The sequence below is a fragment of the Serratia marcescens genome (assembly GCF_006715005.1).
In the GTDB taxonomy this organism is placed as follows: domain Bacteria; phylum Pseudomonadota; class Gammaproteobacteria; order Enterobacterales; family Enterobacteriaceae; genus Serratia; species Serratia montpellierensis.
Map to the genome: position 1 here is coordinate 3,355,688 of NZ_VFMJ01000001.1, position 26,577 is coordinate 3,382,264.

The 26,577-nt window shown below is 61.8% G+C and carries 22 protein-coding genes and 1 other annotated feature; of the genes, 6 read left to right on the top strand and 16 right to left on the bottom strand.

Annotated elements, in window-relative coordinates; translation table 11 throughout:
* The first annotated feature begins 107 nt into the window (after window positions 1-107).
* Complete coding sequence (locus FHU12_RS16335) at window positions 108-914, top strand: TraB/GumN family protein (RefSeq protein ID WP_141970560.1); 807 nt, start codon at window positions 108-110, stop codon at window positions 912-914.
* Between the two features lie 229 nt (window positions 915-1,143).
* A complete protein-coding gene (ybaK, locus tag FHU12_RS16340; protein ID WP_004940240.1) occupies window positions 1,144-1,623 on the top strand; it encodes a Cys-tRNA(Pro)/Cys-tRNA(Cys) deacylase YbaK in 480 nt (159 codons plus the stop codon).
* 10 nt (window positions 1,624-1,633) lie between these two features.
* Here ybaK and dacB read toward each other — a convergent pair whose 3' ends face one another.
* On the bottom strand, window positions 1,634-3,100 hold the full coding sequence (dacB, locus tag FHU12_RS16345; RefSeq protein ID WP_141970561.1) for a D-alanyl-D-alanine carboxypeptidase/D-alanyl-D-alanine endopeptidase: 1,467 nt from the start codon (window positions 3,098-3,100) through the stop codon (window positions 1,634-1,636).
* 151 nt (window positions 3,101-3,251) lie between these two features.
* Window positions 3,252-4,904, bottom strand: a complete 1,653-nt coding sequence (ushA, locus tag FHU12_RS16350; protein WP_141970563.1) for a bifunctional UDP-sugar hydrolase/5'-nucleotidase UshA — start codon at window positions 4,902-4,904, stop codon at window positions 3,252-3,254.
* Window positions 4,905-5,082: 178 nt separating this feature from the next.
* Here ushA and FHU12_RS16355 point away from each other — a divergent pair, with 178 nt between their 5' ends.
* Together FHU12_RS16355 and ybaL are read left to right on the top strand one after the other, a co-directional pair.
* Complete coding sequence (locus tag FHU12_RS16355; protein WP_141970566.1) at window positions 5,083-6,303, top strand: MFS transporter; 1,221 nt, start codon at window positions 5,083-5,085, stop codon at window positions 6,301-6,303.
* A gap of 245 nt (window positions 6,304-6,548) precedes the next feature.
* Window positions 6,549-8,240, top strand: coding sequence for a YbaL family putative K(+) efflux transporter (ybaL, locus tag FHU12_RS16360; RefSeq protein WP_141970568.1), 1,692 nt, complete (start codon window positions 6,549-6,551; stop codon window positions 8,238-8,240).
* Between the two features lie 59 nt (window positions 8,241-8,299).
* On the opposite strand, the gene FHU12_RS16365 is transcribed toward ybaL, so the two are convergent.
* The 12 genes from FHU12_RS16365 to FHU12_RS16420 all read right to left on the bottom strand — a co-directional run bounded on the left by FHU12_RS16365 (window position 8,300) and on the right by FHU12_RS16420 (window position 21,728).
* Entirely contained in the window at window positions 8,300-9,604 is a 1,305-nt protein-coding gene (locus tag FHU12_RS16365; protein WP_141970570.1) for an inosine/guanosine kinase, read from the bottom strand.
* Window positions 9,605-9,694: 90 nt separating this feature from the next.
* The gene (gene hemH / locus FHU12_RS16370) at window positions 9,695-10,657 is read right to left on the bottom strand and encodes a ferrochelatase (RefSeq protein WP_004940253.1); all 963 of its coding nucleotides are present in this window, start codon (window positions 10,655-10,657) and stop codon (window positions 9,695-9,697) included.
* Between the two features lie 119 nt (window positions 10,658-10,776).
* On the bottom strand, window positions 10,777-11,940 hold the full coding sequence (locus FHU12_RS16375; protein WP_141970571.1) for a glycerate kinase: 1,164 nt from the start codon (window positions 11,938-11,940) through the stop codon (window positions 10,777-10,779).
* A 9-nt stretch (window positions 11,941-11,949) separates the two neighbouring features.
* Complete coding sequence (locus FHU12_RS16380) at window positions 11,950-13,215, bottom strand: GntP family permease (protein ID WP_141970573.1); 1,266 nt, start codon at window positions 13,213-13,215, stop codon at window positions 11,950-11,952.
* Window positions 13,216-13,334: 119 nt separating this feature from the next.
* Complete coding sequence (locus FHU12_RS16385; RefSeq protein WP_141970575.1) at window positions 13,335-14,468, bottom strand: sugar diacid recognition domain-containing protein; 1,134 nt, start codon at window positions 14,466-14,468, stop codon at window positions 13,335-13,337.
* Between the two features lie 165 nt (window positions 14,469-14,633).
* Window positions 14,634-15,278, bottom strand: a complete 645-nt coding sequence (adk, locus tag FHU12_RS16390; protein WP_025301793.1) for an adenylate kinase — start codon at window positions 15,276-15,278, stop codon at window positions 14,634-14,636.
* 203 nt (window positions 15,279-15,481) lie between these two features.
* Window positions 15,482-17,347: a molecular chaperone HtpG gene (gene htpG, locus FHU12_RS16395; RefSeq protein ID WP_049272283.1), complete on the bottom strand. Its 1,866-nt coding sequence runs from the start codon at window positions 17,345-17,347 to the stop codon at window positions 15,482-15,484.
* A gap of 143 nt (window positions 17,348-17,490) precedes the next feature.
* Window positions 17,491-18,096, bottom strand: a complete 606-nt coding sequence (gene recR / locus FHU12_RS16400) for a recombination mediator RecR (RefSeq protein ID WP_025301791.1) — start codon at window positions 18,094-18,096, stop codon at window positions 17,491-17,493.
* On the bottom strand, window positions 18,096-18,425 hold the full coding sequence (locus FHU12_RS16405) for a YbaB/EbfC family nucleoid-associated protein (RefSeq protein ID WP_025301790.1): 330 nt from the start codon (window positions 18,423-18,425) through the stop codon (window positions 18,096-18,098). Before FHU12_RS16405 ends, recR begins: the two co-directional genes overlap by 1 nt.
* Before the next feature lie 41 nt (window positions 18,426-18,466).
* Entirely contained in the window at window positions 18,467-20,425 is a 1,959-nt protein-coding gene (dnaX, locus tag FHU12_RS16410; RefSeq protein ID WP_141970579.1) for a DNA polymerase III subunit gamma/tau, read from the bottom strand.
* Window positions 19,070-19,134: a sequence feature (DnaX frameshifting element), on the bottom strand. It overlaps the preceding gene by 65 nt.
* A gap of 92 nt (window positions 20,426-20,517) precedes the next feature.
* Window positions 20,518-21,069: an adenine phosphoribosyltransferase gene (apt, locus tag FHU12_RS16415; RefSeq protein WP_019454166.1), complete on the bottom strand. Its 552-nt coding sequence runs from the start codon at window positions 21,067-21,069 to the stop codon at window positions 20,518-20,520.
* A gap of 278 nt (window positions 21,070-21,347) precedes the next feature.
* A complete protein-coding gene (locus FHU12_RS16420) occupies window positions 21,348-21,728 on the bottom strand; it encodes a DUF454 family protein (protein WP_004940275.1) in 381 nt (126 codons plus the stop codon).
* A gap of 134 nt (window positions 21,729-21,862) precedes the next feature.
* On the opposite strand from FHU12_RS16420, the gene priC reads away from it, so the two are divergent.
* Complete coding sequence (priC, locus tag FHU12_RS16425) at window positions 21,863-22,399, top strand: primosomal replication protein PriC (protein ID WP_141970581.1); 537 nt, start codon at window positions 21,863-21,865, stop codon at window positions 22,397-22,399.
* Window positions 22,400-22,507: 108 nt separating this feature from the next.
* A complete protein-coding gene (gene rsmS, locus FHU12_RS16430; protein ID WP_141970583.1) occupies window positions 22,508-22,687 on the top strand; it encodes a pleiotropic regulatory protein RsmS in 180 nt (59 codons plus the stop codon).
* Between the two features lie 42 nt (window positions 22,688-22,729).
* On the opposite strand, the gene mscK is transcribed toward rsmS, so the two are convergent.
* Window positions 22,730-26,113 carry a mechanosensitive channel MscK gene (gene mscK, locus FHU12_RS16435; protein ID WP_141970585.1) on the bottom strand — a complete coding sequence of 1,128 codons (3,384 nt, stop codon included), beginning with the start codon at window positions 26,111-26,113 and terminating at the stop codon, window positions 22,730-22,732.
* Between the two features lie 100 nt (window positions 26,114-26,213).
* Window positions 26,214-26,567 (bottom strand): DsrE/DsrF/TusD sulfur relay family protein, encoded by a 354-nt coding sequence (locus tag FHU12_RS16440; RefSeq protein ID WP_033647269.1) that lies wholly within the window; start codon window positions 26,565-26,567, stop codon window positions 26,214-26,216.
* Window positions 26,568-26,577: the final 10 nt, after the last annotated feature.

The window sequence follows — 26,577 nt, forward strand, 5'->3', positions numbered from 1 at the left end:
GCTGTTTTCCGGGCTTCCCTGCGCGGCGGATAGCGTTTAGCATGAATGACGATTTTCCCTCGCTTTTCATGCTGAAACGCGCACCCGTTATTCAGGAGCCACGCCGTATGGGTCAACTGTTACGCCGTCTCGCCGCCTTTCTCGGCCTGATCTCGCCCAAACGTTACGCCTATCCGGCGCTGGACATCACTCTGCCGGGCGATCGTCGGCTGCATCTGGTGGGCAGCATCCATATGGGCACCGTCGATATGTCACCGTTGCCGCCCCGGCTGGCCGCCCGGCTGCAACAGGCCGACGCGCTGATCGTCGAAGCCGATATCACCGACGCCGCCTCGCCTTTCGACCACGCCGAGCTGCAGCCGGAGCTGGAACAGCGCCTGTCCGCCGAAGAATATCAACGGCTGCTGGCGCTGTGCCATGAGCTGGGCGCCGATCCGCACGCCTTCGCCACCCTGCCCGGCTGGCAGGTGGCGCTGATGATGCAGGCGCGCCAGGCTCAGCGTCTGGGGCTGCGGGCAGAGTATGGCGTGGACTATCAGCTGCTGCAGGCCGCCCGGGCGCAGGACAAACCGGTGATCGAACTGGAAGGGACGCAGCAGCAGCTGACGATGCTGGAACAGCTGCCGGAAGGCGGCATTGCGCTGCTGCGCGATACGCTGGAGCACTGGCACACCAACGCGCGGCTGCTGCAAACCATGGTGAGCTGGTGGCTGGACGCCAAACCGCGCGGCACGCTGGACACCTTGCCCGCCACCTTCAGCGCCGGGCTGTACGACGTGCTGATGCACCAGCGCAATCGCGACTGGCGGCGACAGCTGGAGGCGCTGCCGGCCGGGGACTATGTGGTGGCGGTTGGCGCATTGCACCTGTATGGCGAGGATAACCTGCCGGCGATGCTGCAGCCGCAGGGATAAAAAAAGAGGCCAATATCGCTATTGGCCAGTCAAAGAGGAATTTCTTGTATTCTAGTTATACGCATAGCAACCGTGTTAACGGTTACAGTAAACAGGGTAGCAACCCGGTGAATATCTTGGCAACCCGCTTTATGTAACAGCCGCTCAGGTTGCCGGGCAGGTCGGATTTTTGTATTTTTAAGGCTGGTTATCACCCTTTCCCCGCAGGGGACATTCTGGACAACACATCATGACGCCCGCAGTCGTTCTGCTTGAGAAACAAAAGGTCGCCTTTACCCTTCATCCGTATCACCACGACAGCGACGAAACCAACTTCGGCGACGAAGCGGTGAGAAAGCTGGGGCTGGATGCCGATCGGGTTTACAAAACGCTGCTGGTAGCGCTGAACGGCGACGCCAAACACCTGGCGGTGGCGGTCACGCCGGTCGCCACCCAGCTGGATCTGAAAAAGGTCGCCCGCGCCCTCGGCGCCAAAAAGGCCGAGATGGCCGATCCGCAGCTGGCGCAGCGCGTCACCGGGTATCTGGTGGGCGGCATCAGCCCGCTGGGGCAGAAAAAACGACTGCCGACGGTGATCGACAGCCCGGCGCAAGCGTTCGCCACCATCTACGTTTCCGGCGGCAAACGCGGGCTGGACATCGAGCTGGCCGCCGCCGATCTGTGCCGCCTGCTGGCCGGCAGCTTCGCCGATATCGCCAAGCGCGACTGACGCCGCGCGCTCAGCGGCACACCACCGTGGCGTCACAGGCCGCCAGCGTCTCGACCAGGCGGTCCTCCAGCGCCTTCACCTCCGCGCCGGGCACCAGATAGTTGTTGCTGATGATGGCGAACGCCAGCGGCCGTCCGGTCGCCGAATCGACATAGCCGCTGAGCGACGAGACCCCGGTCATGGAGCCGCTCTTAGCGTGGGCGCGCCCGGCTGCCGCCGTCTTCACCATGCGGCTCTGCAGCGTACCGCCCACCAACAACCCCGGCTGGCCCGCGATGGGCAAGGCACGATACCAGTCGGCAAACCACGGCTGTTTTCTGGCCGCCAACAGCAGCGTCGTCAGCTGCTGCGGCGTGATTTGGTTCATGCGCGACAGCCCGGAACCGTCTACCTGACGGTATGCGCCGGCCTCGATGCCCTGGCTTTGCACAAACTGGCCGATCGCCTGCAGGCCGGCGGCCCAATCCCCCTTACCCTGCGTCTTGCGGCCCATCGCCTTGGTCAGTACCTCGCCGTAACCGTTATTGGACACTTTCAGGAAGGTGACGACCAGGCGGGAGAGCGGCGGCGAGGTTTTTTCGGTCAGCAGACGAGCGCCCGCAGGCGTCACGCCCTCTTCCGCGTTGCCGCGCAGCGTGATGCCCTGCGCGCGCAGGGCATTTTGCAATAAGGCGCCGATCACGCGAACCGGTTGATCGACGGTGATCAATCGCGAGCGGGTCTCCGCCTGCGCGGCGATGGTGCCGCTGACCACGATCCGGTTGCTGCCCGGCTGGCGCTCGAACGTCAGTGCGGTGTCGCCGCCGGTGGTGGTGCGGTTGACCAGCGTCACCGCATCATTGGCGGGATAGACGCTCACCCGCCCTGGCGCACCAGCGCGGTTACCCGGCTGCACGTCCACCCGCACCACGTTGATATCGCCGCCGGGGGTAAAGGCGTAGTTCAGCGCCGAGATCGGCGCGGCGAAGGCGAAGGGTTCGTCGTCCCAGCTCCAGCCGGCGCCGAAGGGCGTTTGATCGAACGCGTTGGCGTCGAGGATCAGCCGCCCATGAATCTGGCGAATGCCGCGCTGCGCCAGCGTGGCGGCGAAGGTGTCGAGATCGTCAAGATGCAACGTCGGATCGCCGCTGCCCTGCAGATAGAGATCCCCCTGCAAGGTGTCGCCGCGCTGTTCACCGGTGGTCAGCAGCCGGGTTTCAAACCGGTAATCCGCCCCCAGCACGCCGAACGCCGCCAGAGAAGTGAACATCTTCATGTTGGAAGCCGGCGCCAGGCGCTGCTCCGCGTGCGCCTGATACAACACGGTACCGCTGTCGGCATCGCGCACCATCACGCCGCTCGACGCGCCAACCAGCGCCTTGTCTTGGCCGATGGCCGTCAACGCCTGGCTGAGCGTTTGCTCATGGCGTTGGCCGGATGACGAACACCCCGCCAGCGCCAGGATGGCGGGCAGCAGCCAGCCTGCGGTTTTCAACATGTCATCTCCCTGCTTGCGTTATCAAAATCAAATTGTTGCTCAGGCTATCATTGGAAGGCGGCGGCGGCGACTTTTGCGTGCGTTTGAGGCAGGGTTTTCGGCGGGAAAACAGGCGGCCCGCCCATGGGGGAGCAGGCCGCTGCGGTGGCGATTAGCGATAAACGATCTCGCCCTTCGGTTCGTAAGCCGCCGCATCCAGCGGCGAGTGTTTCTCGATATACTGCTTCAGCACCTCGGCATCGATAAAGCCGGTGTTGACGTAGCTCGGCAGCCCGTCCAGCTTCGGATAGCCGTCGCCGCCCAGCGCATTGAAGTTCAGCGTCGCCATGCGGTAGGTTTTATCCGCCTGCAGCGGCTGGCCGTTGATCTTCACCTCGCTGACGCCCTTGCCGTCCGCCACCAGGCTGACGTTGGCGAACTGGGCGTAGGCGCCGGAATCCGGCTTCATGTTGGCCACTACCGCCAGGTACTGCTCAACCTCGCTGCCTTTCATATCGACATGCACCAGGGTGTTGCCGAACGGCTGTACCTTGAGCACGTTTTTGTAGGTGATATCGCCGCTTTCAATGGAGTCACGCACCCCACCGCCGCTCATCACCGCAAAGTCGGCATCGGCGCGCTCCTTCTGCGCGGCCAACATCACCCGCGCCAGGTTGGTCTGCACGAAGCGTACCTTGCTGCGATCGCCCTCCAGCTTGCCGTTAACGCTGCCGATCTTCACGCTCAGCTGCTCCTTGCCCTTCTCCTGGAACGGCGTCAGCAGTTTCATCATGGTCGGATCTTCCGCGATCTGCTGGGTGTAATACACTCGCTCGCTGGTGCCGTCCTCCTTCTCCACCTTCTTCTTCAGGTTCACCGGGATCAGCTGATAATGCACCAGCTTCAGCTCACCGTTGCGGAATTCGAAATCGGCGCGGCCCACGTACTTGCCCCATTCATGCGCCTGCACGATCCAGGTGCCGTTCTGGCGATCCGGCGAACACGGCGTGCCCGGCACATAGTCCACCTGCTTACGGTTGTCGCCGGCCATGCACACCGGGTCCTGCGAGTGGCCGCCGACGATCATGTCGAGATACCCGGCCGGCAGGCTGCGCGCCATCTCCACGTCGCCCGGCGCGTTGGAGCCGTGTTCGCCGTTGTCATAGTGCCCCATGTGGGTAGCGGCGATGATCACGTCCGGCTTCTCGTCCTTGCGCAATTGCTCCACCACCCGCTTCGCCTCCGGCGCCGGCACGCGGAATTCAATGTCGGTAAAGTACTCCGGATTGCCCATTTTCGCGGTGTCGTCGGTCGTCAGGCCGATCACCGCAATCTTGATGCCCTGCTTGTCGAACAAGGCGTAAGGCTTGAACAGGCGCTGGCCAGTGCTTTTCTGATAGATGTTGGCGGACAGCAGCGGGAAGGTCGCCCATTTCTCCTGCTGGCGCAGTACGCTCAGCGGGTTATCGAATTCGTGGTTGCCGATCGCCATCGCGTCATAACCCACCAGGTTCATGCCACGGAAGTCCGGCTCGGCATCCTGCAGATCCGATTCCGGCACGCCGGTGTTGATATCGCCGCCGGACAACAGCAGCAGGCTGCCACCCTGCGCCGCCACTTCCTGGCGAATGCCGTCCACCAGCGTTTTCTGCGCGCCCAGGCCGTATTCGCCGTGATCGTTCTGCCAGAAGTGACCGTGATGATCGTTGGTGTGCAGAATGGTGATGGCGTAGGTCTTATCCTTTTCCCAGGCACTGGCGGCCCCCGACAGCAACGTCAGGGAAACGGCCAACGCGCATGCGGTGGTTTTCAGCGAAAAACGCATGGCGGATCTCCGTGTATTAAATGGCTTTTATGATGAGGGCGAAATTGTAGCGCGAATTAATGACAGCTGATTTCAAATTTTTGCGATGTGAGTCTGATTATTTCAGATATGGTAAAAATTGCGCGCCCTGCCTAAGATGTCATCTCTGTGCTCAACAACTTATCAGGCTAATAATAATATGACCGACAGTAGCCAAAGCGCGATGCCGCCCGCCAAGGGCAGCGCGGTGAAGGGAACCGCCTTCTCCATCCTCGGCGCCATCAGCGTGTCTCACCTGCTCAACGATATGATCCAATCGCTGATCCTGGCGATTTACCCGATCCTGCAAGCCGATTTTCACCTCAGCTTCGTGCAGATCGGCATGATTACCCTGACCTATCAGCTGACGGCCTCCCTGCTGCAGCCGCTGATTGGCTATTACACCGATAAACATCCGCAGCCTTACTCGCTGCCGATCGGCATGGGCTTTACTCTGTCCGGCCTGCTGCTGCTGTCGGTGGCGAACACCTTCCCGCTGGTGCTGCTGGCGGCGGTGCTGGTGGGCACCGGCTCATCGGTGTTCCACCCGGAATCCTCGCGCGTGGCGCGCATGGCCTCCGGCGGGCGGCACGGCCTGGCGCAGTCGCTGTTCCAGGTCGGCGGCAACTTCGGCAGCTCGCTCGGCCCGCTACTGGCCGCGCTGATCATCGCGCCTTACGGCAAGGGCAACGTCGCCTGGTTCACGCTGGCGGCGCTGCTGGCGATCGTGGTGTTGCTGCAGGTCAGCAAATGGTATCAACATCAGCATCGGGCAACTAAAGGGCTGCCGAAAAGCCCTTCGGTGTTGAAACCGCTGCCAAAACGTACCGTAGCCTACTCGCTGGGCATTCTGCTGGTGCTGATTTTCTCCAAATACTTCTATCTGGCCAGCATCAGCAGCTATTACACCTTTTATCTGATACATAAGTTCGGCGTTTCGGTGCAGAATGCGCAGATTCACCTGTTCGCCTTCCTGTTCGCAGTGGCGGCCGGAACCATTATCGGCGGGCCTCTTGGCGACAAAATAGGGCGTAAATATGTTATTTGGGGCTCCATCCTCGGCGCCGCACCCTTCACGCTTATTTTACCCTATGCATCCCTGTACTGGACCGGCATTTTGACGGTGATCATCGGGGTTATTCTCGCCTCGGCGTTCTCCGCCATTCTGGTCTACGCACAGGAGCTGATCCCCGGAAAAGTCGGCATGGTTTCCGGTTTATTCTTCGGTTTTGCTTTCGGTATGGGCGGATTAGGTGCGGCAGTTCTTGGTTATGTTGCCGATTTGACCAGTATCGAGCTGGTCTACCAAATCTGTGCTTTCCTGCCGCTGATCGGCATTATCACTGCGCTACTGCCCAATATGGAGCATAAAGCGCAATAACCCCGCTGAATGCCCGGATGAAATCATTTATTCATCCGGGTTATCCCACGGATAAACCAATGTTATTTGGCTTATCTGACACAAAATCTCCTCATTGCCGCGCCTTAAGTGAAATCCTCTGCTTTTTTACAAAAAAGGCCAAATTAGCCAAGCAAGCCGCGAACAAATGCAATAAACTAAATGTATCTTTTCGTAACTTTGTTGCGTTTCTCCCGTGCCGCGATGCATAGCCAGAAGGAGTATGGATGCATAATTCAACACCGCTCATCACCACCATCGTCGGAGGGTTAGTACTCGCCTTCCTCCTCGGCATGCTGGCGAACCGCCTGCGCATCTCCCCTCTGGTGGGGTATCTGGCCGCAGGGGTGCTCGCCGGCCCGTTCACCCCCGGTTTCGTCGCCGATACTTCACTGGCGCCGGAACTGGCGGAAATCGGCGTTATCCTGTTGATGTTCGGTGTTGGCCTGCACTTCTCTTTGAAAGACCTCCTCGCAGTAAAATCTATCGCCATACCCGGCGCCGTGGCGCAGATAGCCGTCGCGACCCTGCTCGGCATGGGGCTGTCCAAGCTGCTCGGCTGGGATCTGATCTCCGGGCTGGTGTTCGGCCTCTGTCTCTCCACCGCCAGCACCGTAGTGTTATTGCGCGCGCTGGAGGAACGGCAGCTGATCGACAGCCAGCGCGGGCAAATCGCCATCGGCTGGCTGATCGTCGAAGATTTGGCGATGGTGCTGACGCTGGTGTTACTGCCGGCCTTCGGCAACATGCTGGGCAACAACAACGCCAGCAGCGGCCAGTTGCTGATGGAGCTGGCGCTGACCATCGGTAAAGTCATCGCCTTCATCGCGTTGATGATCGTGGTCGGCCGCCGTCTGGTGCCGTGGATCCTGTCGAAAACCGCCAGCACCGGCTCGCGCGAACTGTTCACCCTGGCGGTATTGGCGCTGGCGCTCGGTATCGCCTACGGTGCGGTGAAACTGTTCGACGTCTCCTTCGCCCTGGGCGCCTTCTTCGCCGGCATGGTGCTGAACGAGTCCGAACTGAGCCACCGCGCGGCGCACGACACCCTGCCGCTGCGCGACGCGTTCGCGGTGCTGTTCTTCGTCTCGGTCGGCATGCTGTTCGATCCGATGATCGTGATTAACGAACCGCTGGCGGTGCTGGCGACGCTGGCAATCATCGTGTTCGGCAAATCCGCCGCCGCGTTCCTGCTGGTGAAAATGTTCGGCCACTCCAAGCGTACCGCGCTGACCATCTCCGCCAGCCTGGCGCAGATCGGCGAATTCGCCTTTATTCTGGCGGGCCTCGGCATCACGCTCGGCATGATGTCGGAACACGGTCGCAATCTGGTGCTGGCAGGCGCGATCCTGTCGATCATGCTCAACCCGCTGTTGTTCACCCTGCTGGAGCGCTATCTGGCCAAGACCGAAACCATCGAAGAGCAAATCCTCGAAGAGGCGGTGGAAGAAGAAAAGCAGATCCCGGTAGAAATGTGCAACCATGCGCTGGTGGTCGGCTATGGCCGCGTCGGCAGCCTGCTGGGCGGCAAACTGGCCGAGGCGGGCATCCCGCTGGTGGTGATCGAAAACTCCCGCCCGCGGGTGGAAGCGCTGCGCGAGCAAGGCATCAAGACGGTGCTGGGCAACGCCGCCAATGCGGAAGTGATGGACCTGGCGCGGCTCGACTGCGCGCGTTGGCTGCTGCTGACCATCCCCAACGGCTATGAGGCCGGCGAGATCGTCGCCTCGGCGCGCGCCAAGCGGCCGAACATCGAAATCATCGCCCGCGCCCACTACGACGACGAAGTGGCCTACATCACCGATCGCGGCGCCAATCAGGTGGTGATGGGCGAACGGGAGATCGCCAACAGCATGCTGAACATCCTGCAGCTGGACACCCTGAGCGAAGAAGAAAAAATGGGCGGCTGCCCGATCTGAAACGCCACGCGCGCATAAAAAAAGGTCCGGCATTGCCGGACCTTTTCTTTTTCAGCGGGTTAACGCTCCCAGTAAGCCTCTTCCAGGCTGTCTTCGCGCTCCGGCAGGCCGCGAGTGAGTCGTGGCGAATGCTGGTTCAACACCTGGTAGCTGACGCGGTTGGCGTATTTGCACACCTGCGCCAATGAGGAGTATGTCAGGTAACTGCGCACGTGCTTGCTGGAATTCGGCACGTTGTGGCGGTGATAGCCGTTGGCGGCGATATCGTGCAGCAACGCCGACAGCGCGCCGTCGCCGGCGCCGTTGGTGTTCATGATCCTCTCGGGGCCGCCCATATAAGGCGCGATGTGCGAATAAACGCGCAGCGGATGTTCACAGTGCTCGCGGCGCATAGCGCGGCTGAACTCGTAGCGGTTGAACTCGGCGATATGCCCCGGCAGCAGCGGATGCTGGGTCTGACGCTTGTTGGCTTCTTCGGTGTAGCCCGCCATATACAGGCCGCTCGGCCCGGCGGTGCACAGCACCAGATCCACCCACTCCAGCGCCATATCCGAGGCGGTCAACGGGTCGCTCAGCCCGGTCAGCTCCAACGCTTCGTCTTCGTTCATCGCCAGAATCGTCACGTTTTCCTTCAGGAAATCGCGCCACCACTGCGGGTTGTCAGCGATCACGTACTTGGTGCCCAACGTCAACACCACCGGCACGTCGTGTTTTTTGGCGTATTCGATCGCCTGCAGGGTAGCGGCCTTCATCGGCTCCCCTTCCTTGCAACGCACCAGATAAGAGCTCAGCACCAGCGCCGATGCGCCGGCGATCACCTCTTCAGGAATGCTTTCCGGGCGCAGCTGGTTCATCTGGCCAGGGTTGATGGCGAAGGTGCGCTCACCGCTTTCACCGATCAGCGTGAAACAGCGGCCGATGGCGCCGTCTACGCCCTGCAGATAGTTAAGATCGGTACGGCTGGAGGTATTGCACAGATAACGGTAGGCATAGCTGCCGATTTTCACGTTGCTGCACATCACGCCGAGCAGCACTGAGCGATCGTCCGCCAGCACCGAATAGTTGTGCATGGTATTGCCGATGGTGCCGCCGGCGAATTGATGGGTGACCAGGTTGTTTTCATTCAGTTCCTGATACAGCGCCTCGGCGACGTCGTCTTCGATCACCAGAGAGTGGCCCAGGCTCAGGCCATAGCGCTGGACAAAAGCGTCGTCCACTTTCGCCTCGATATCCACCAGCGTCTGATCGATGCCGACGATATACGAGGTGCTGATTTCACTTTCGGGCTGGGCCTGCTGCAGAAGCGGATCGCGGGCGCTCACCGGGAAATAGTGTTTGGACTTGCGTTTACCAGGAAATTTCATGTGATTGGCGGTGGTGACGGTTTAACAAGCGGAGAATGTTAACACATCCCCGCCCGATCACGATGCATCTAATAGACAGATTATGGATGATTACAGACGCTGCGCCACCAGCTGCTGCATCATATCGATATGCGCCGGCTCGTCGTTCAACGCCGAGATGTATTCAAACTTCTCGCCGCCGGCCTTGAGGAAGATCTCGCGGTTCTGTTCTTTGATCTCTTCCAGCGTTTCCAGGCAGTCCGCCGAGAAACCGGGGCAAATCAGCTGAATGTGCTTCACGCCCTGCGCCGGCAGCCCCTTCAGGGTCTCATCGGTGTACGGCGTCAGCCACGGCTCGCGGCCGAAGCGCGATTGGTACGTCATCATCACGCGCTCCGGCGCCAGCGGCAGCGTGGCGCTCAGCGCACGCAGCGTATCTTCGCAGCGCTGCGGGTAGTCATCGCCCAGGCGCGCATAGCGTTTGGGGATGCCGTGGAACGACAACACCAGCCGATCCGGCTGGCCGTGCTCGGCGAACGAGCGCTCCACGCTTTGCTGCAGCGCGGCGATATAGGCCGGGTGTTCGGCGTAATCGCGGATGAAGGCCACCGACGGCAAGCGGCGATAGCCTTTCAGCACTCGGGCTACGCCATCCCATACCGCCGCGCTGGTGGAACAGGAGTATTGCGGGTAGAGCGGCAGCACCACCAGGTTGGTCACACCTTGCGCCAGCAGCTTGTCGATGGCTTCAGCCAAACTTGGCGAGCCGTAGCTCATTCCCAGCTCCACCGGCGTATTCGGCATGCGCGCCGCCAGCGCCCGCTGTTGGCGGCGGCTGTATACCAGCAGCGGCGAGCCTTCTTCCATCCACACCGACTGATAGAGCTTCGCCACGCGCGGCGAGCGGATCGGCAGGATCGCGCCGTTGAGGATCGGCCACCAGATCAGCGGCGCCGTGTCGACCACGCGATCGTCACTGAGGAATTCCTTCAGATAGCGTTTGACCGCCGACGAGGTCGGCGCATCTGGTGTGCCCAGGTTCACCAGCAATACGCCGTGTTTCTCTTGCTTCATCTCAGTTCCCCTCATTTCCTTTCCGGCCGGCATTCCGTTCTGGGTCGGGATGTCAGCAGCCATTAATGCCGGCTATTGTAACGGAAAAGTCCTGCATCGAAACCGATAACAGCAACAGGCTATGCCTGTGGGCTTCCCCCTTGCGCCAGTTGCCATACCGCCGCCACGTTGCGCGCCGTCACCTGCAGATTGCGATCGGCGCTCGCCAGCGCGTCTTCCAGCGTCACGATGCGATCGAGTACCGAAAACGCCGCATCGATGCCGTGTTGATGCACCACCGAATAATCCGGCGTCAGGCTGCCGGCGATGGCGATCACCGGCACCCCGTGGCGCTTGGCCACCCGCGCCACGCCGATCGGCGTTTTGCCGTGGATCGACTGGCTGTCCAGCCGCCCTTCGCCGGTAATCACCAGATCGGCATCGCGCACCGCCTCATCCAGGCGCAGGGTTTCAGTGACAATCTCGATGCCCGGTCGCAAGCGCGCGTCGAGCATGCCGAGCAGCGCCGCCCCCATGCCGCCCGCCGCGCCCGCGCCCGGCTGAGTGAGCACGGCGCGGCCGGTTTCCCGTTCCAGCAGTTCGCCATAATGATGCAGCGCCGCATCGAGCTGTGCCACCATCTCCGGCGTCGCCCCCTTCTGCGGCCCGAACACCGCCGAGGCGCCCTTTTCGCCGCACAGCGGGTTATCGACGTCGCAGGCGGCGGTTACGCTCACCCGTTGCCAACGCGCATCCAGCCCGGCGAGATCAAGATGCGCCAGCTGCGCCAACGCCGCCCCGCCCACCGGCAGCGGCCGGCGCTCCTTATCCAGCAACTTCACGCCCAGCGCCTGCATCATCCCGGCGCCGCCGTCGTTGGTGGCGCTGCCGCCGATGCCGAGAATGATCGCCTTCACGCCGCGCTCCAGCGCCGCCAGCATCAGTTCGCCGGTGCCGTAACTGGTGGTGATGCGCGGATCGCGCCGGTTGGGCGGCGCCAGGTGCAGCCCGGAAGCGGCGGCCATTTCAATCACTGCGGTTTCGCCATCGCCCAGCAGGCCATAAAACCCCTGCACCGGCTCCCCCAGCGGCCCGGTGACCGTCACCTGGACGATTTCGCCGCCGGTGGCCGCCACCATCGACTCCACCGTGCCTTCGCCGCCGTCCGCCATCGGCAGCTTCACGTAGTGCACCTGCGGATAAATTTGGCGGAATCCCCGCTCGATGGCGTCGGCAACGCCGAGCGCGCTCAGGCTCTCTTTGAAAGAATCCGGGGCAATAACCACTTTTTTCAGCGTTTTCATCACTGTTCCTTATCCCGCCAGGTTAAACACGCCAAACATCAGCGCCGAGATTGCCGCGATGGTGAATCCCACCAGCGTTTCATACGGCAACAGCTTCAGCCGTTCGTGCACCGCCATATTGACGCTGCCGCCGGTGGCGTGGAAGAAGCTGCCGTGCGGCAGGTGATCCAACACCGTAGCGCCCGCATGGATCATCGCCGCGCCGGCCAACCCGCTCACGCCCAGTTCGAGCAGCGTGGAGCTGAACACCCCGGAAGCCACGGCGGTGCCGGCGGTGGTCGACGCGGTCGCCATCGACATCAGCGCGCCGGACAGCGGCGCCAGCAGCCAGGCCGGCAGCCCGGTGTGCGTTAAACCGTTAATCAAGACATCCTTCAGCGCCGAGTTGGCGATAATGCCCGCCAGCGTGCCGGTACCGAGCAACATGATCGCCACCGGCGCCATGCGCGACAGGCCGGAGACCATAAACTGATTGCACTGGCGGATGCGCCCCATCAGCAGTGCGCCCGCCAAGCCGCCGGCCGGCAGCGCGATCAGCGGATCGACGGCGATACCGGCGATCGGCCGCAGCGACAGCAGCAGGATCGCCACCAGCGGCGCGCTGATCGCCGCAGCGAAGCCCGGCCGCGCCCCTTCGCCATGCTGAGTCAGCTCTTCGGCCATCACTTTGCTACCTTTATCGCTCAGGCGACGCGCCAGCACATAGGCCACCACCAGGCCACACAGCCCCGGCACGATGCCGGCCATCATCACCGAAGTGAGCGGCACGTGGAAATTGTCCGCCGCCGCGATGGTGTTCGGGTTGGGCGACATCACGTTGCCGGCCTTGCCGCCGCCGATCATCGCCAGCAGGATCGCCGCGCGTGAAATGCCGGCCTTCTGGGCGATCGACAGCGCGATCGGCGCGACGGTGATCACCGCCACGTCGATAAACACCCCCACCGCCGTCAGGATCAGTGTAGCCACCGCAAGCGCCAGCAGCGCGCGGGTTTCACCCACCTTGCGCACGATGGTTTCGGCGATGGTGTGCGCCGCGCCGGATTCGATCAGCACCCCGGCCAGCACCCCCGCCGCCAGAATGCGCATCACGGCGTTGGTGATGCCCTGCGCCCCGCCGATCATCAGCGTTACGGTCTGCACCAGGTCGGCGCCGCCGCACAGCCCGCCCGCCAGCGCGCCGGCGATCATGCCGTAAGCCGGTGGCACCTTGCGTAGAATCAGGACGATGGCGACGGCTAACGCCACCAGCGCCCCCAGCGTGGATACGGTTGTCATTGTTGTTTTCTCCGTGGTTGATGTGCAGGCCAACATATCCCGCGCGCCCGGCGTTGGCCTGAGGGGAAACAACAAAAAATCGCCGGCGGAGCGGCGTGGAATTTGTGGGTTGGCACAACTCAGTCGTGCATCAGCATGCCGATATACAACCGCAGAGCGTCGGTTAATTGATTGATTTTCATACCAGTTATCGCTTCGATGCGCTGCAGGCGATAGCGCAGGGTATTGACGTGGATATGCAGCTGCGCGGCGGTCTGCGTCTGATCACAATTCTGCGAAAAATAGTGGCGCAGCGTGCCGCGCAGCACGCCTTTTTCGTCCTGTTCGCCCAGCGTCCGCCAGGGGCGCCCCAGCTCCTGCGCGCGCCAGTCCTCCCCCAGATCGCACAACAGCGACGGCAGCGGATAGTCGTGGTAGAACAGCGTGGCGTGACGCAGTTTCAGACGCTGCGCCATCGCCTGGGTGGCGCGCGCCGTCAGGCTGGAGCGGTAGGCGCTTTGCGGATCGTCATAAAAACCGCCGACGATCAGCCGCACCCGAAAGCGGTGTTTGAGCTGGTTTTGTAAACGCTGCGCCTGTTGGCGTTCCAGCTTCAGGCTCCATTCGCCCTGCGCCATGCAGGCCGGGCGCAGCAGGGTCATTTCATTGAAGCCGGTAATGGCGATCAACGCGTCGCGCTGGGTGGCCTCCAGCTCCGCCAGCAGCTCGCGCAGCAGGTGCGGCTGCGCCTCTTGCAGCTCGACTATCCAGACGATGCGCGACTGGCGCAGATCCAATCCCAGATACGCCGCCATCGCTTCCAGCGACGCGGTGTTCGGCTGGGGCTGCAGCAGCTGGTTCGCCAGCTCCTCCCGGTAGCGTTTTTCCCACTGGTGCTGATCCAGCAGCGCCGCCTGCTCCACCATCATCTCCGCCGCCATCTTCACCAGTTCAGCGTAGGCGCGCACCTCAGCCGGTTCACCGGAAATACCGATCACCCCCACCCGCTGATTGCGAAAGCTGAACGGCAGGTTGATGCCGGGCCGCACGCCCTTCAGGTGCTCGGCTGTGACGCGGTCGATTTCCACCACCCGGTTCTCGGCCAGCGCCAGCACCGCGCCTTCATGGCGCTGGAACAGGCGCTGCGGGTTGCCGGAGGCGATGATCACGCCGTTGCTGTCCATCACGTTGACGGAATGGCTGATGATGCCCATCGCCCGCTGGACGATCTGACGCGCGGTGGCTTCCGCCAGAAGATTGGTTTGTCTGAGCATGCCCGGCTCCCTGCTGAGGGTGAAAACGCAGGCTTGTTATACGCCATTTGGCGCGGGCGATTAACGGGCACGGCCGCAACAAGCTGCCGCGATCACAATTTGGCGGGAAAACGGCAAAAAAAACGCCGGACCTCAGGCCCGGCGTCATGCACAATGCGCTTGCGATCAACCGAGGATGGTCGCCAGCTCTGCGCTCACTTCGGCTACCTTGCGGGTGCCGTCGATTTTACGGTATTGGGTGTTGCCCGCTGCCGCTTCTTTGCTGTAGTAAGAGATCAGCGGCGCGGTCATCTGATGGTATTCCACCAGGCGCTTGCGCACGGTCTCTTCCTGATCGTCCTTGCGCGTGGTCAGCTCTTCGCCGGTCACGTCGTCTTTGCCTTCCACCTGCGGCGGGTTGAACTTCACGTGGTAGACGCGGCCGGACGGCGCGTGCACGCGGCGGCCAACGATGCGGTCAACGATCAGCTCGTCCGGCACGTCGAACTCCAGCACGAAGTCCACGTTGATGCCGGCTTCTTTCATCGCGTCGGCCTGCGGAATGGTGCGTGGGAAACCGTCCAACAGGAAGCCCTTGCGGCAATCTTCCTGTGTGATGCGCTCTTTGACCAGCGCGATCACCAGCTCATCGGTCACCAGCTTGCCGGCGTCCATGATCTCTTTCGCCTGCTTGCCCAGTTCACTGCCGGCCTTCACGGCTGCGCGCAACATATCACCGGTGGAGATTTGCGGAATGCCGTATTTCTCCATGATGAATTGAGCCTGAGTACCTTTACCAGCGCCCGGAGCGCCCAGCAGAATGATACGCATTGCGTAAATCCCCTTGCTATGTAGTTTTTATAAAATTGCGAAAACGCTCAACGATACCATTTCAGGGGGGGCAGGCTCAAGGCGCGCGAAGGAAATCGATTGCGGAATGTGCAAAAAAACGGACGAACAAAAGGCAAGAAAAAACGGGGAAAAAGCGGAAATACGCCCCTAACGGTGCCGTTAAGGGCGCATATCCTCAGCTTTTAGGCGGAAAGCAACTTATTCATACGACGGATGAACAGGTTCGGATCCTCCAGCGTGCCGCGTTCAGCCAGCAGCGCCTGATCCAATAAGAGGTCGATCCATTCGGCAAAATGTTCGTTATCGCCCACATCGGATGCTCGTTTGACCAGCGCATGCGCTGGATTAAGCTCGAAAATGTACTTCACTTCCGGCGCCTGCTGACCGGCGGCGGCAAACAGCTTGGCCATCTGGGTGCTCATTTCGTCGGCGTCGGTCACCACGATCGCCGGCGTATCGGTCAGGCGGTGCGTCAGGCGTACATCCTTCACGCGCTCGCCCAGCAGGGTTTTCACGCGTTCGATGAACGGTTCCAGCTGCTTCTCGGCGGCCTTCTGCTCTTCGGTTTCATCCGCCAGTTTATCCAGCGTTTCATCCGCTTTGCTGACCGACTGGAACGGCTTGCCGTCGAACTCGGTCAGGTAGCTCATCATCCACTCGTCGATGCGATCGGACAGCAGCAGCACTTCGATGCCTTTCTTGCGGAACAGCTCCAGGTGCGGGCTGCTCTTGGCGGCGGCGTAGCTGTCGGCGGTGATGTAGTAAATCTTCTCCTGCCCTTCCGCCATGCGGCCGACGTACTCTTCCAGCGACACGGTCTGCGCCGAGCTGTCGCCGTGGGTGGAGGCGAAACGCAGCAGTTTGGCGATCGCTTCCTGGTTGCCGTTGTCTTCCGCCGGGCCCTCTTTCAGCACCAGACCGAACTGTTGCCAGAATTTCTGGTAGCCTTCGGCGTCGTCTTTGGCCAGCTTATCCAGCATCTGCAGCACGCGCTTGGTCAGCGCGCCGCGCAGGTTTTGCGTCACGCGGCTGTCTTGCAGGATCTCGCGCGACACGTTCAGCGGCAGATCGTTGGAATCGATCAGGCCGCGCACGAAGCGCAGGTAGTTCGGCATGAACTGCTCGGCGTCGTCCATGATGAACACGCGCTGCACGTACAGCTTCAGGCCGTGTTTGTGATCGCGGTTCCACATGTCCCACGGCGCCTGCGCCGGGATATACAGCAGGCTGGTGTACTCCTGCTTGCCTTCCACCCGGTTATGGCTCCAGCTCAGCGGATCGGTGAAATCATGGGCGATGTGCTTGTAGAACTCTTTGTACTCTTCGTCGGTCACGTCAGCCTTGCTGCGGGTCCACAGGGCCTGCGCCTTGTTGATCTTCTCCCAGGTGACGGTGTCGTCTTCTTCGTTTTTGCTTTCGATCTCCACCGGCAGGGCGATGTGATCGGAATATTTGCCGATCACCGAGCGCAGGCGCCAGGCGTCGAGGTACTCATCTTCGCCTTCGCGCAGATGCAGGGTGATTTCGGTGCCGCGGGTCTCTTTGGTGATGTCGGCGATGGTGTAGTCGCCTTCGCCGGCGGACTCCCAGAACACGCCTTCATCATCGGCAGCGCCGGCGGCGCGGGTACGCACGGTCACTTTATCCGCCACGATGAACGCCGAGTAGAAACCGACGCCGAACTGGCCAATCAGCTGGCTGTCTTTCGCCTGGTCGGAACCGATGGATTCCAGGAACGCTTTGGTGCCCGACTTGGCGATGGTGCCGAGGTTTTCGATCACTTCTTCGCGGCGCATGCCGATGCCGTTGTCGGCGATGGTCAGGGTGCGCTGCTCTTTATCGAAGGACAAGCGTACGCGCAGCTCGCCGTCGCCGGCGTACAGCTCTGGTGCGGACAGGGCGCGGAAGCGCAGCTTGTCGGCAGCGTCAGAGGCGTTGGAAATCAGCTCGCGCAGGAAAATTTCTTTGTTGGAGTACAGCGAATGGATCATCAAATGAAGCAGCTGTTTTACTTCAGACTGGAACCCGCGGGTTTCTTGACCTTTCATACTCATTGATTACCTCAAAGACAATGGCTACCAAAATCGAACAATGAGGATCAGATGAGGGTCAGGGTCTTGTTTTTCAAGCGGACGGCGGGAAATTTTTGGCAAAAAAACGACGGGGCCGAATGGCCCCGTCCGGGAAAACATCAGAACTTGATGGCGTGACGCCCGGCCAGCGAATGCGACAGCGTGGTGCCGTCGACCATCTCCAGCTCGCCGCCCACCGGCACGCCGTGGGCGATACGGCTGGCAAGTACGCCATACTGGCCGCACATCTCGGCGATGTAGTTGGCGGTCGCCTCCCCTTCCACCGTCGGGTTGGTGGCGAGGATCACTTCGGTGATGCTTTCCTTTTCCAGCCGTTGCTCCAGGCGATCGAGACCGATATCGCCCGGCCCGATGCCGTCCAGCGGCGACAGATGGCCCATCAGCACAAAGTAGCGCCCGGCGAACTGGCCGGTCTGCTCGATGGCGTGGATATCCGCCGGGCTCTCCACCACGCAAATCTGGCCGTTTTGCTGACGGCGCGGATTGGCGCAGATGGTGCAGATGTCCTGCTCGGTGAAGGTGCGGCAGTCGGCGCAGTGGCCGATTTCCGACATCGCGCGCGTCAACGCCTGCGCCAGACGCATGCCGCCGCTGCGGTCGCGCTGCAGCAGCTGAAACGCCATGCGCTGCGCCGATTTCGGGCCGACGCCCGGCAGGCAGCGCAGCGCCTCCATCAGGGATTCAAGGAGCGGGCTGGTTTGCATCAGAACGGCATCTTGAAGCCAGGCGGCAACTGCATGCCGCTGGAGACGGAAGCCATTTTCTCTTTCTGGGTCTCTTCGATGCGGCGCGCGGCGTCGTTAAACGCGGCGGCGATCAGATCTTCCAGCATGTCTTTGTCGTCTTCCATCAGGCTAGGATCGATCTCCACGCGGCGGCAGTTGTGCGCGCCGTTGATGGTGACTTTCACCAGGCCCGCGCCAGATTCGCCGGTCACTTCCAATTTGGCGACTTCTTCCTGCATCTGCTGCATTTTTTCTTGCATTTGCTGGGCTTGCTTCATCAGGTTGCCCAGACCGCCTTTACCAAACATAGTCGTCTCTCGTCGCTAGGGCCGCGCACCTCGCGCGGCGTTTAAAGGGGGCGGATACTCTCTTCATCCAGATCCGCGTCGAAGAACCGGCACAGCGTCTGAATATGGGTATCCGCAACGATGGACTGGCGCGCCTGCGCCAGCTTTTCTTCATAGATGGCTTGTCGCCATTCCAGCGGGGTGCGCTCCGCCGGATTATCGTCCTCCACCACGGTCAGCTCGACCGGGCTGCCGTACAGCTCGCCGAGCGCTTCGGCCAGCGTCTTCTGCGCCGAAGGCGAATTCAGATGGCGCTGCGAAGACCGCAGATGGAGGTTAATCTTGCCCGGTTCCGGCTGCTGCTTGAAAGCGTTCAACGCCAGCTGCTGCACCAGTTTCGGGATCTTGAGCTTATCGATTTCCGCCGCCCAGGCGTCGCGCTCCAGCGATTCCACCACCAGCTTGGCAGCCAGCTCCGGCGTTTTCTCGTGCTCCAACGCCGTGCGCAACGCTTTCGGCGTCGCCAGCGGTTCCGGCGCCGCTTCCGGCTCGGTCTGCGCGCGCCAGCGATAGGCTTCCGGCTTCGCCGGTTTTTCCGGCACCTTCTTCTCCGCCAGGCGCTGCTGGCTACGCTCGGTCACCGAAGCCAAACGCCCCAGCGCCGAGTTTGCCGGCCGCGCTATTCCTGGCGCCGCCGGCTCATTCTTTTTTGGTGTGGATGCTCCCTGCTGCCGCTGCAACTGGGACCGCGCTTTTAAAAGCTGGGCGGTGGCATCCGGTAATGGGGCCGATGATTGTCGCGGTGGCGCGGCCGGCTGCCCTAGCGGCGGCGGCGCGTCCTGAAACTGCGGCGGCTGTTGCGATGCGGCGGCCTGCGGCTGCGCCATCGGCGCCGGCGCGGTCTGCACCAACGCCACCGGCTCCGGGATCACCGCTTTCGGGTGAAACGCCAGCGCGCGCAGCAGGGTCATCTCAACCCCCATGCGGCGATCCGGCGCATAGGCCAGCTCTTTGCGGCCCACCAACAGCGTCTGGTAGTAAAGTTGCACATCGGCCGGCGGCAGGGTGCGCGCCAGCTCGCGCAGCCGTTGTTCCACGGCGGCGTAGTGGTTGTCGAGCATCGAAGGCAGCAGTTGCACCATCGCAATGCGGTGCAGCAACGCCAGCGTCTCCACCAGCAGGTTTTCCCAGTCCACGCCGCGCGAAGCGGCCTGCGCGACCTGCGCCATCACCTTTTCGCCGTCGGCGCTGACCAGCGCTTCGAGGATCGCCAGCGGCTGCTCGTCATCGAGCGTGCCGAGCATCTGGCTGACGGTGGCGGCGGTCACCTGCCCCTGCCCCATGGCGATCGCCTGATCGGTCAGGCTCAGCGCATCGCGCATGCTGCCGTCGGCGGCGCGCGCCAGCAGCTGCAGCGCACGGGCGTCGCTGGTGATCTGCTCCGCCGTCAGCACCGTTTCCAGCTGCTGGCGGATCTGATCGACGTCCAGCGCTTTGAGGTGGAACTGCAGACAGCGCGAGAGAATGGTCACCGGCAGCTTTTGCGGATCGGTGGTGGCCAACAGGAATTTCACGTGCGATGGCGGCTCTTCCAGCGTCTTCAGCAACGCGTTGAAGCTGTGGCGCGAGAGCATGTGCACTTCATCGATCAGGTAGACCTTGAAGCGGCCGCGCGCCGGCGCGTACTGGACGTTGTCCAGCAGATCGCGGGTATCTTCCACTTTGGTGCGGGAAGCGGCGTCGATCTCGATCAGATCGACGAAGCGCCCCTGCTCGATCTCGCGGCAGTTGTCGCATTGGCCGCACGGCGTGGCGGTAATGCCGGTTTCACAGTTCAGGCCTTTGGCCAGCAGGCGCGCGATGGTGGTTTTCCCCACGCCGCGCGTGCCCGAGAACAGATAGGCGTGATGGATCCGCCCCAGCGAGAGGCCATTGGCCAACGCGGTCAGGACATGTTCCTGGCCGACCACGTCTGCGAACGTTTGAGGGCGCCACTTACGGGCGAGAACCTGATAGCTCATTAATACCGGAGAAGTCGAGGAATCTGGAGAGTCATGCTAACACAGCCCCGCGGCGATCCGCGAGGCCGTTGTGCCCAAGGGGCGATGCCGCATCAATGGCCGGCGAAGTCCACCAGGCAGTAACAGTCGATGCCCAGCTTGTTCAGACGCGCTTCCCCGCCCAGATCCGGCAGGTTGATGATGAACGCAGCGTCTTTCACTTCACCACCCAGGCGGCGGATCAGCTTGGTGGTCGCTTCGATGGTGCCGCCGGTCGCCAGCAGATCGTCCACCACCAGCACTTTGTCACCTGCGGTGATGGCGTCGGTGTGGATCTCCAGCTTGTCGGTGCCGTACTCCAGCTCATAGCTTTCGCTGAGCGTGGCGCGCGGCAGTTTGCCCGGTTTACGCACCGGCACAAAACCGACGCCCAGCGCCAACGCGACGGGCGCGCCGAACAGGAAACCACGCGCTTCGGTACCCACCACCTTGGTCACGCCCGCTTCGCGATAGCGCTCAACCAGCAGCTCGATGCTGGCGGCGTAGGCCAACGGGTTTTCCAGCAGGCTGGTCACGTCGCGGAACAGGATGCCCGGCTTCGGATAATCCGGGATGGTTTTGATACTGTCTTTAATAAACTGAAGCTGCTGCGCAGTAGCGGTCATAATTGTTGCCTGATAAAGCTGCCTGAAAACCGGCGCGCCGCTCACCCGCCGCCGCCGGGTGAAACACACCGGAGAAGGAATGGCAGGCAATCCGCGCACGAAAACGCTCAAATCTATGCAAACTGGCGGAAGAATGCAACTCTCCCCTGCATCTTTCAACCCGCAGCGTTGTTGACCGCACGCATTCCCCCCGGTCACTTACCTCAGTAAGCTCCCGGGGATGCCTGCGTTTGTCGCCTCGCTGCGGCTTGAAAGCTATTGAGGAGTTTAAGGTACAATCAGCGCTGTTTTTGTTGCGGCAGATCAATAACCGGCAGGCGCAGCATAAAGGTCAGCAAAATGGCCAGCATCAGCAGTAACAGCCCGCGCACCCACCAAATTTTCACCAGCCACAGCGAACAGGCGAAGGTGAGCACGATCACCAGCACCGCCTTCCACTTCGCCCCCGGCGGCAGCGCGCGATGCTGCTGCCAATGGCGCAGGTAGGGGCCGAACCAGGAGCGGTGCAGCAGCCAGTGATGAAAGCGCGGCGAAGAGCGGGCGAAACACCAGGCGGCCAACAGCAGGAACGGCGTGGTCGGCAACAGCGGCAGCACCACGCCCAACGTCGCCAGCACCACCGCCAGCCAGCCCAAAATGATCAATAACCCACGCGTCATGCGGCTCTTCGCTCCTCAATCGGTTGCCGTCTACTGTAGCATCGGCGCCGCGCCGGCGGAATATGCGTACGGCGCTTGTTTCACGGCAGGATCGCGGGCAAGCTTACGCCTGTTGAAATCAAGAGGGAGCTTATGTGAGCACTCAGCGTCTATTACAGGTGTTGGCGCAGCAGATCGCGGCGCTGGCGGCCGAAGTCACCCCGCGCGGCGACGCCCCGATCCCGCAGGCGCGCTTCGACGCCGCCCTGTTCGCCAACCGCGGCACGCGGCTGCGCGACTACCTGGCCGAGGTGGAGAAGAATTTCGCCCAGCTGCAAAGCGCCGCCAACGACAGCCGCACCAGCCAGGTGGCCTTTCTGGCCGAAAAACTGGTGGCTCAAATCTCTGCCCTGCAGCGCGAGCTGGCAACCCAGGCGCTGCGGCGCAAGAACCAGCCGAAAGAAGCCCCCGAGGCCGATCTGTACCACAAGCTGGCCGAGCATCAGGACTACGAACGCCGGCTGATCGCCATGATTCAGGATCGGGAAAGCCTGCTGGGGCGCCAGACCACGCTGGCGGCGCAGCAAAAGCTGCAGCACGAGCTGGCGGCGCTGGAGGGGAGACTGATGCGCTGCCGTCAGGCGCTGGCGCGCATCGAACGCAATATCGAGCGCAAAGAAAACGGTTTTTGAAGATTTATCACAATATTTTAATGATTATTCCCGGTTGCGCGCCGGGTTCACTATACTCTGCCGGTACGCGAGTTATTCATTCCATTAATTAATATAAGCGCAGGTACTATGTCTCTGGAAAACGCCTCACCCGAACTGCAACTGGCGGTAGACTTGATTTACCTGCTGGAATGCAACGAGATCGATCCGGCCACCGCGCTGGCGGCGCTGGATATCGTCAAACGGGACTATCAAGAAAAGCTGCAGCGCACCGGCGTCACCTCTCCCTATCTGCCTGCCGGACAATAATAAGGGACAGCGCCGCTGTCCCTTTTGCCTCTCATTAGCGTCTCAGTTCGCCGTCTGGCCGCCTTCATCCGGCGACAGCGTTCTTTTCACTTCCTGCACTTCGTTGCCCTGCTGGTTATGCAGATAGACCTCCAGCTGATTGAAGGCGATGTCGATGTCGTTTTCCCGGCACAAGCGGTCGATTGAGCGGTTCAGCTCGTCCACGGTGTAGCTGCGATCGCGCAGTTCGCGCACATAGAGCCGCAGTTCGTGATCCAGCGTGCTGGCGCCGAAGTTGAGGAAGAACACCTGCGGTTCGGGATCGGTCATCACCCGCGGGTTGTCGTGCGCCGCCTGCAGCAGCACCTTTTTCACCTTGTCGAGATCGGAACCGTAGGCCACGCCCACCTTGATCAGCACGCGGGTGATGGTGTCGGACAGCGACCAGTTGATCAGCCGCTCGGTGACGAACGCCTTGTTCGGAATGATCACCTCTTTGCGATCGAAGTCGGTAATGGTGGTGGCGCGAATGCGGATCTTGCTGACCGAACCGGAGAAGGTGCCGATGGTGATGGTATCGCCGATGCGGATCGGGCGTTCGAACAGAATGATCAGGCCGGAAACGAAGTTGGCGAAGATTTCCTGCAGGCCGAAGCCCAGCCCGACCGTCAGGCCGGCGGCCAGCCATTGCAGTTTGTCCCAGGAGACGCCGAGCGATCCCAGCGCAACCACGGCGCCCACGGCGGTAATCAGGTAAGTGAGCACGGTGGTGATGGCATAGGATGCCCCCTGCCGCAGCTGCAGCCGCGACAGCACCACCACCTCCAGCAAACCGGGCAGGTTGCGGGTGAGCACGTAGGCGACGATCACTGCGGCGATCGCCACCATCATGTTGCCCAGCGTCACCGCCTGCGACACGCTGCTGCCCGCCACGGTGCTGGTGTAATGCCACAGCGTGATGCTGTCCAGGTAAGCGATGACCGTCACCAGATCCGACCAAATGGCGTAGAAGGCGCTGGCGAAGATGGCGAACAGCACCAGGGTGGTCAGGCGCAGCGACTGCTGGTTGATCTGATCGAGCGCCAACGGCGGCTCTTCCACCACGGCTTCACCGCCTTCGGCCCCCTCCTTCGCCACATTTTGCCGCCGCGCCAACGCGCGCCGATAGGCCAGACGCCGCGCCGCCACGCTCAGGCCGCGCAGCGCGGTCAGGTACACGATATTCCACAGGAAGAACAGATACAGGCTGTCTATCCAGCGGCTGGCCAGCCGCAGCGTGGTATAGAAGTAGCCGGCAAACATCAGCCCCAGCAGGATCAGCGGCGTGGCGGCGAGCGCGGTGACCACCACCAGCCGCACGGCGTGCGAGCCCTTTTCGCGCCAGCTGTCGCGGCACAGCGGGAACACCAGCACCGTGAGCAGCGCCAGCGTCAACATCACCACGATCTGCCCGATGACGTCCTCCACCAAACGCAGCGGCGCTTTCTCGCCCAAGACCGACCAGAAGATCAACGGCTGCAGCGCCAGCCCCAGCCGCAGCGTCTGGCGGCGGTAATGCGCGCACAGGTTGGCGCCGAAGTTGAAATGCCGCTCGGCGATGCCGCCCGGCTTCAGCATGCGGTAGCTGAAGCCGAACACCAGCCACGACAGCGCCAGCTGCTGCGACAGCGCCCAGATAAAGTCGCTGATGCCCAAATCCGCGCGATACATCCAGAAACCGACGCCGAGCAGCAGCGCGGCGCCGGGCAACACCTTCAGCAAGGTCAGCGCGATGGCCTTCGGCGTATGCAGCTGGCCGTCGCGTTTAAGCTGCCCCACGTCGTTGGCCAGCTTTTGCAGATGGCCGTCGATCAGCCGGTAGCGCCAGCGCAACAGTCCGATCGCCAGCAGCATCGGGATCAGGAACACCAGCGCATTCAAGCCGCCCTGCAATAGCTTGCCACCGTCGAATTTGATATCGAGCCCGGCGAGCTGATCGCGCACCGCCTCAGGCATCGCCTTCAGCCACGCCAGATCGACCGGCTTGTTGCTGTTGACCCAGAAAATCTGCTGGGTCAGCGTATCCTGCAACGAGCCGTAGACGCTGGTGAGCTGCTGCTGGTTGATCTGCAGGTTGATCGACAGCGACAGCTGGTTGCTGAGCTGCTTGTTCAGCTGATCCAGCAGTTCGCGGCGCATGTCGACAATCTCGTTCAGCGCGTCGATCACTTCCGGGCCGGCCTTTTCCTTGCTTTCGGCCACCAGCTGGTTGATGTAATCCTCCCCCTTGAACAGATCGTCGCGTTGCTGATTGATATCGAACTGCTCCAGCCGCAGATCGGCGATGCGCGTGTCTATATCCGCCAGCAGCGTGCCCTGCGGCAGGCTCTGCTGCTGCTGATACAGGATGCGCGACAGCACCAGGCTGCCCTTCAGCACCTGGATCTGCTCTTTCAGGTTACGTTCCGCCTGCAGACCGCGATCGAGCCAGTTTTTGACCCGAATATTCTGCTGGAACAGGGTGTTGCTCTCTTCGGTGGCGGCAATCAGCTGTTGGCTCAACTGTCGGTTGACGTCCAACTGCTTGCTGACCAACTGATCGTGCTGGATATCGGTGGCGTCTTCCGGGTTCTGCGCCTCTTTGGCGGTTTTTTCAGACAGCGTCAGGCGCTTGCTGTTGACGAGCTCCTGCAGCAACTGCACCGACCGATCCAGTGCGTCGATATGCGCCGTGGTGTAATCACGCTGTTTTTGCAGCAGATCTTGTAGCGTGGTGTTGGCTTCCAGGCTCTTGCGCTGCAGCTCCAGCTGCGCATTGAGCAGCGCCTGTTCGGTGTTCAGCATCACCTGCTGGCTGTTGCGCAGCGAATCTTGCCCCGGCGTCTGGCCGCTGAGCTGGCTGCGGATCTCCTGCAGGCGCTGCGAAGCGGCGTACATGGTGCTCTGCACCCGTTCAGGCTGGGTTTGCAGCGACACCAGTTGGCTGTTGTAGGTCGAGAGGCTCTCCTGCGCGCTTTGCAGCTCGTCGAGCGTTTGATACAGCCGGCTTTCCAGCTGGCGCAGCGACAGCGGCAACAGTGCGGCGCGCGCGGCCGCGTTGTCCGTCGGCCGCTTCAGCGCATCCAGTTCGGCGGTGACCTGATTGAGCTTCGCCGGCGCCTGCTGCACCTGCTGTTTGAGCTGTGCGACGTCCTGCCGGTTGCGCTCGATGGCGTCCAGCAGCTCCAGCGTACGGGTTAAATCCTGTTGGGAGAGCTTTTCGACCGGCGTCAGGGCTTTTTGCTTGTTCAGCGTTTCCAGCTGGCTTTGCACTTCGCTGCGCTGCGGCAGATCGCCGTTCAGCGCCGCCTGTGCCGGCAAGCAACACGCAAAAATCAGGAAAAGGAGTGTCACGGCGGCGATGCGCCGCCGGCATGCGCCGACAAACGTGAGCGGCGTCAGAGAAGGCAGAGTCAACCAGCGATGCATGATTTGGCTTCGGATCGGTAAAGAAGCCTGAAGATTATCACGACCGCCGGCGGGCAACGAACAACAAAAACGTTGCTGGTGATGTCTCGTTGTCGCGAAATCAGAAAGTCAGCACTTTCTCCGCCGCCAGCGTCCACTGCGCCAGCTCGACCAGCGTACCGATCGCCACGCCGTCCGCCAGCGGCAAGCGGCTGACGCCGCGCGCGTCGGCGCAGGTCTTGCAGAGCTTGACCGGCACCTGCTGCGCGGTGAGGATCTCCAGCATCTGCTGCAGGTGATACCCTTCGTGCGGCTGCTGTCCGGCCAGCCCGGCCACCACCGCGTCGGACATCAGAAACAGTCGCAGGTCGAGACTGCTCTGCTGCTCTTTCATGGCGATGGCCAACCGCAGCGCATTGAACAAGGATTCATGGCCATAGGCGGCGCCATTGGCGATGAGAACGATGGATGACATGAAATCTCTC

Bases quoted from the DNA above. Each gene is read 5' to 3' on its own strand.
- recR (WP_025301791.1), bottom strand. From the start codon at position 18,096: ATGCAAACCAGCCCGCTCCTTGAATCCCTGATGGAGGCGCTGCGCTGC.
- dnaX (WP_141970579.1), bottom strand. From the start codon at position 20,425: ATGAGCTATCAGGTTCTCGCCCGTAAGTGGCGCCCTCAAACGTTCGCA.
- FHU12_RS16335 (WP_141970560.1), top strand. From the start codon at position 108: ATGGGTCAACTGTTACGCCGTCTCGCCGCCTTTCTCGGCCTGATCTCG.
- adk (WP_025301793.1), bottom strand. From the start codon at position 15,278: ATGCGTATCATTCTGCTGGGCGCTCCGGGCGCTGGTAAAGGTACTCAG.
- FHU12_RS16440 (WP_033647269.1), bottom strand. From the start codon at position 26,567: ATGTCATCCATCGTTCTCATCGCCAATGGCGCCGCCTATGGCCATGAA.
- FHU12_RS16365 (WP_141970570.1), bottom strand. From the start codon at position 9,604: ATGAAATTTCCTGGTAAACGCAAGTCCAAACACTATTTCCCGGTGAGC.
- apt (WP_019454166.1), bottom strand. From the start codon at position 21,069: ATGACCGCTACTGCGCAGCAGCTTCAGTTTATTAAAGACAGTATCAAA.
- FHU12_RS16405 (WP_025301790.1), bottom strand. From the start codon at position 18,425: ATGTTTGGTAAAGGCGGTCTGGGCAACCTGATGAAGCAAGCCCAGCAA.
- ybaL (WP_141970568.1), top strand. From the start codon at position 6,549: ATGCATAATTCAACACCGCTCATCACCACCATCGTCGGAGGGTTAGTA.
- mscK (WP_141970585.1), bottom strand. From the start codon at position 26,113: ATGCATCGCTGGTTGACTCTGCCTTCTCTGACGCCGCTCACGTTTGTC.
- ybaK (WP_004940240.1), top strand. From the start codon at position 1,144: ATGACGCCCGCAGTCGTTCTGCTTGAGAAACAAAAGGTCGCCTTTACC.
- FHU12_RS16420 (WP_004940275.1), bottom strand. From the start codon at position 21,728: ATGACGCGTGGGTTATTGATCATTTTGGGCTGGCTGGCGGTGGTGCTG.
- FHU12_RS16375 (WP_141970571.1), bottom strand. From the start codon at position 11,940: ATGAAAACGCTGAAAAAAGTGGTTATTGCCCCGGATTCTTTCAAAGAG.
- FHU12_RS16385 (WP_141970575.1), bottom strand. From the start codon at position 14,468: ATGCTCAGACAAACCAATCTTCTGGCGGAAGCCACCGCGCGTCAGATC.
- FHU12_RS16355 (WP_141970566.1), top strand. From the start codon at position 5,083: ATGACCGACAGTAGCCAAAGCGCGATGCCGCCCGCCAAGGGCAGCGCG.
- ushA (WP_141970563.1), bottom strand. From the start codon at position 4,904: ATGCGTTTTTCGCTGAAAACCACCGCATGCGCGTTGGCCGTTTCCCTG.
- rsmS (WP_141970583.1), top strand. From the start codon at position 22,508: ATGTCTCTGGAAAACGCCTCACCCGAACTGCAACTGGCGGTAGACTTG.
- hemH (WP_004940253.1), bottom strand. From the start codon at position 10,657: ATGAAGCAAGAGAAACACGGCGTATTGCTGGTGAACCTGGGCACACCA.
- FHU12_RS16380 (WP_141970573.1), bottom strand. From the start codon at position 13,215: ATGACAACCGTATCCACGCTGGGGGCGCTGGTGGCGTTAGCCGTCGCC.
- dacB (WP_141970561.1), bottom strand. From the start codon at position 3,100: ATGTTGAAAACCGCAGGCTGGCTGCTGCCCGCCATCCTGGCGCTGGCG.
- htpG (WP_049272283.1), bottom strand. From the start codon at position 17,347: ATGAAAGGTCAAGAAACCCGCGGGTTCCAGTCTGAAGTAAAACAGCTG.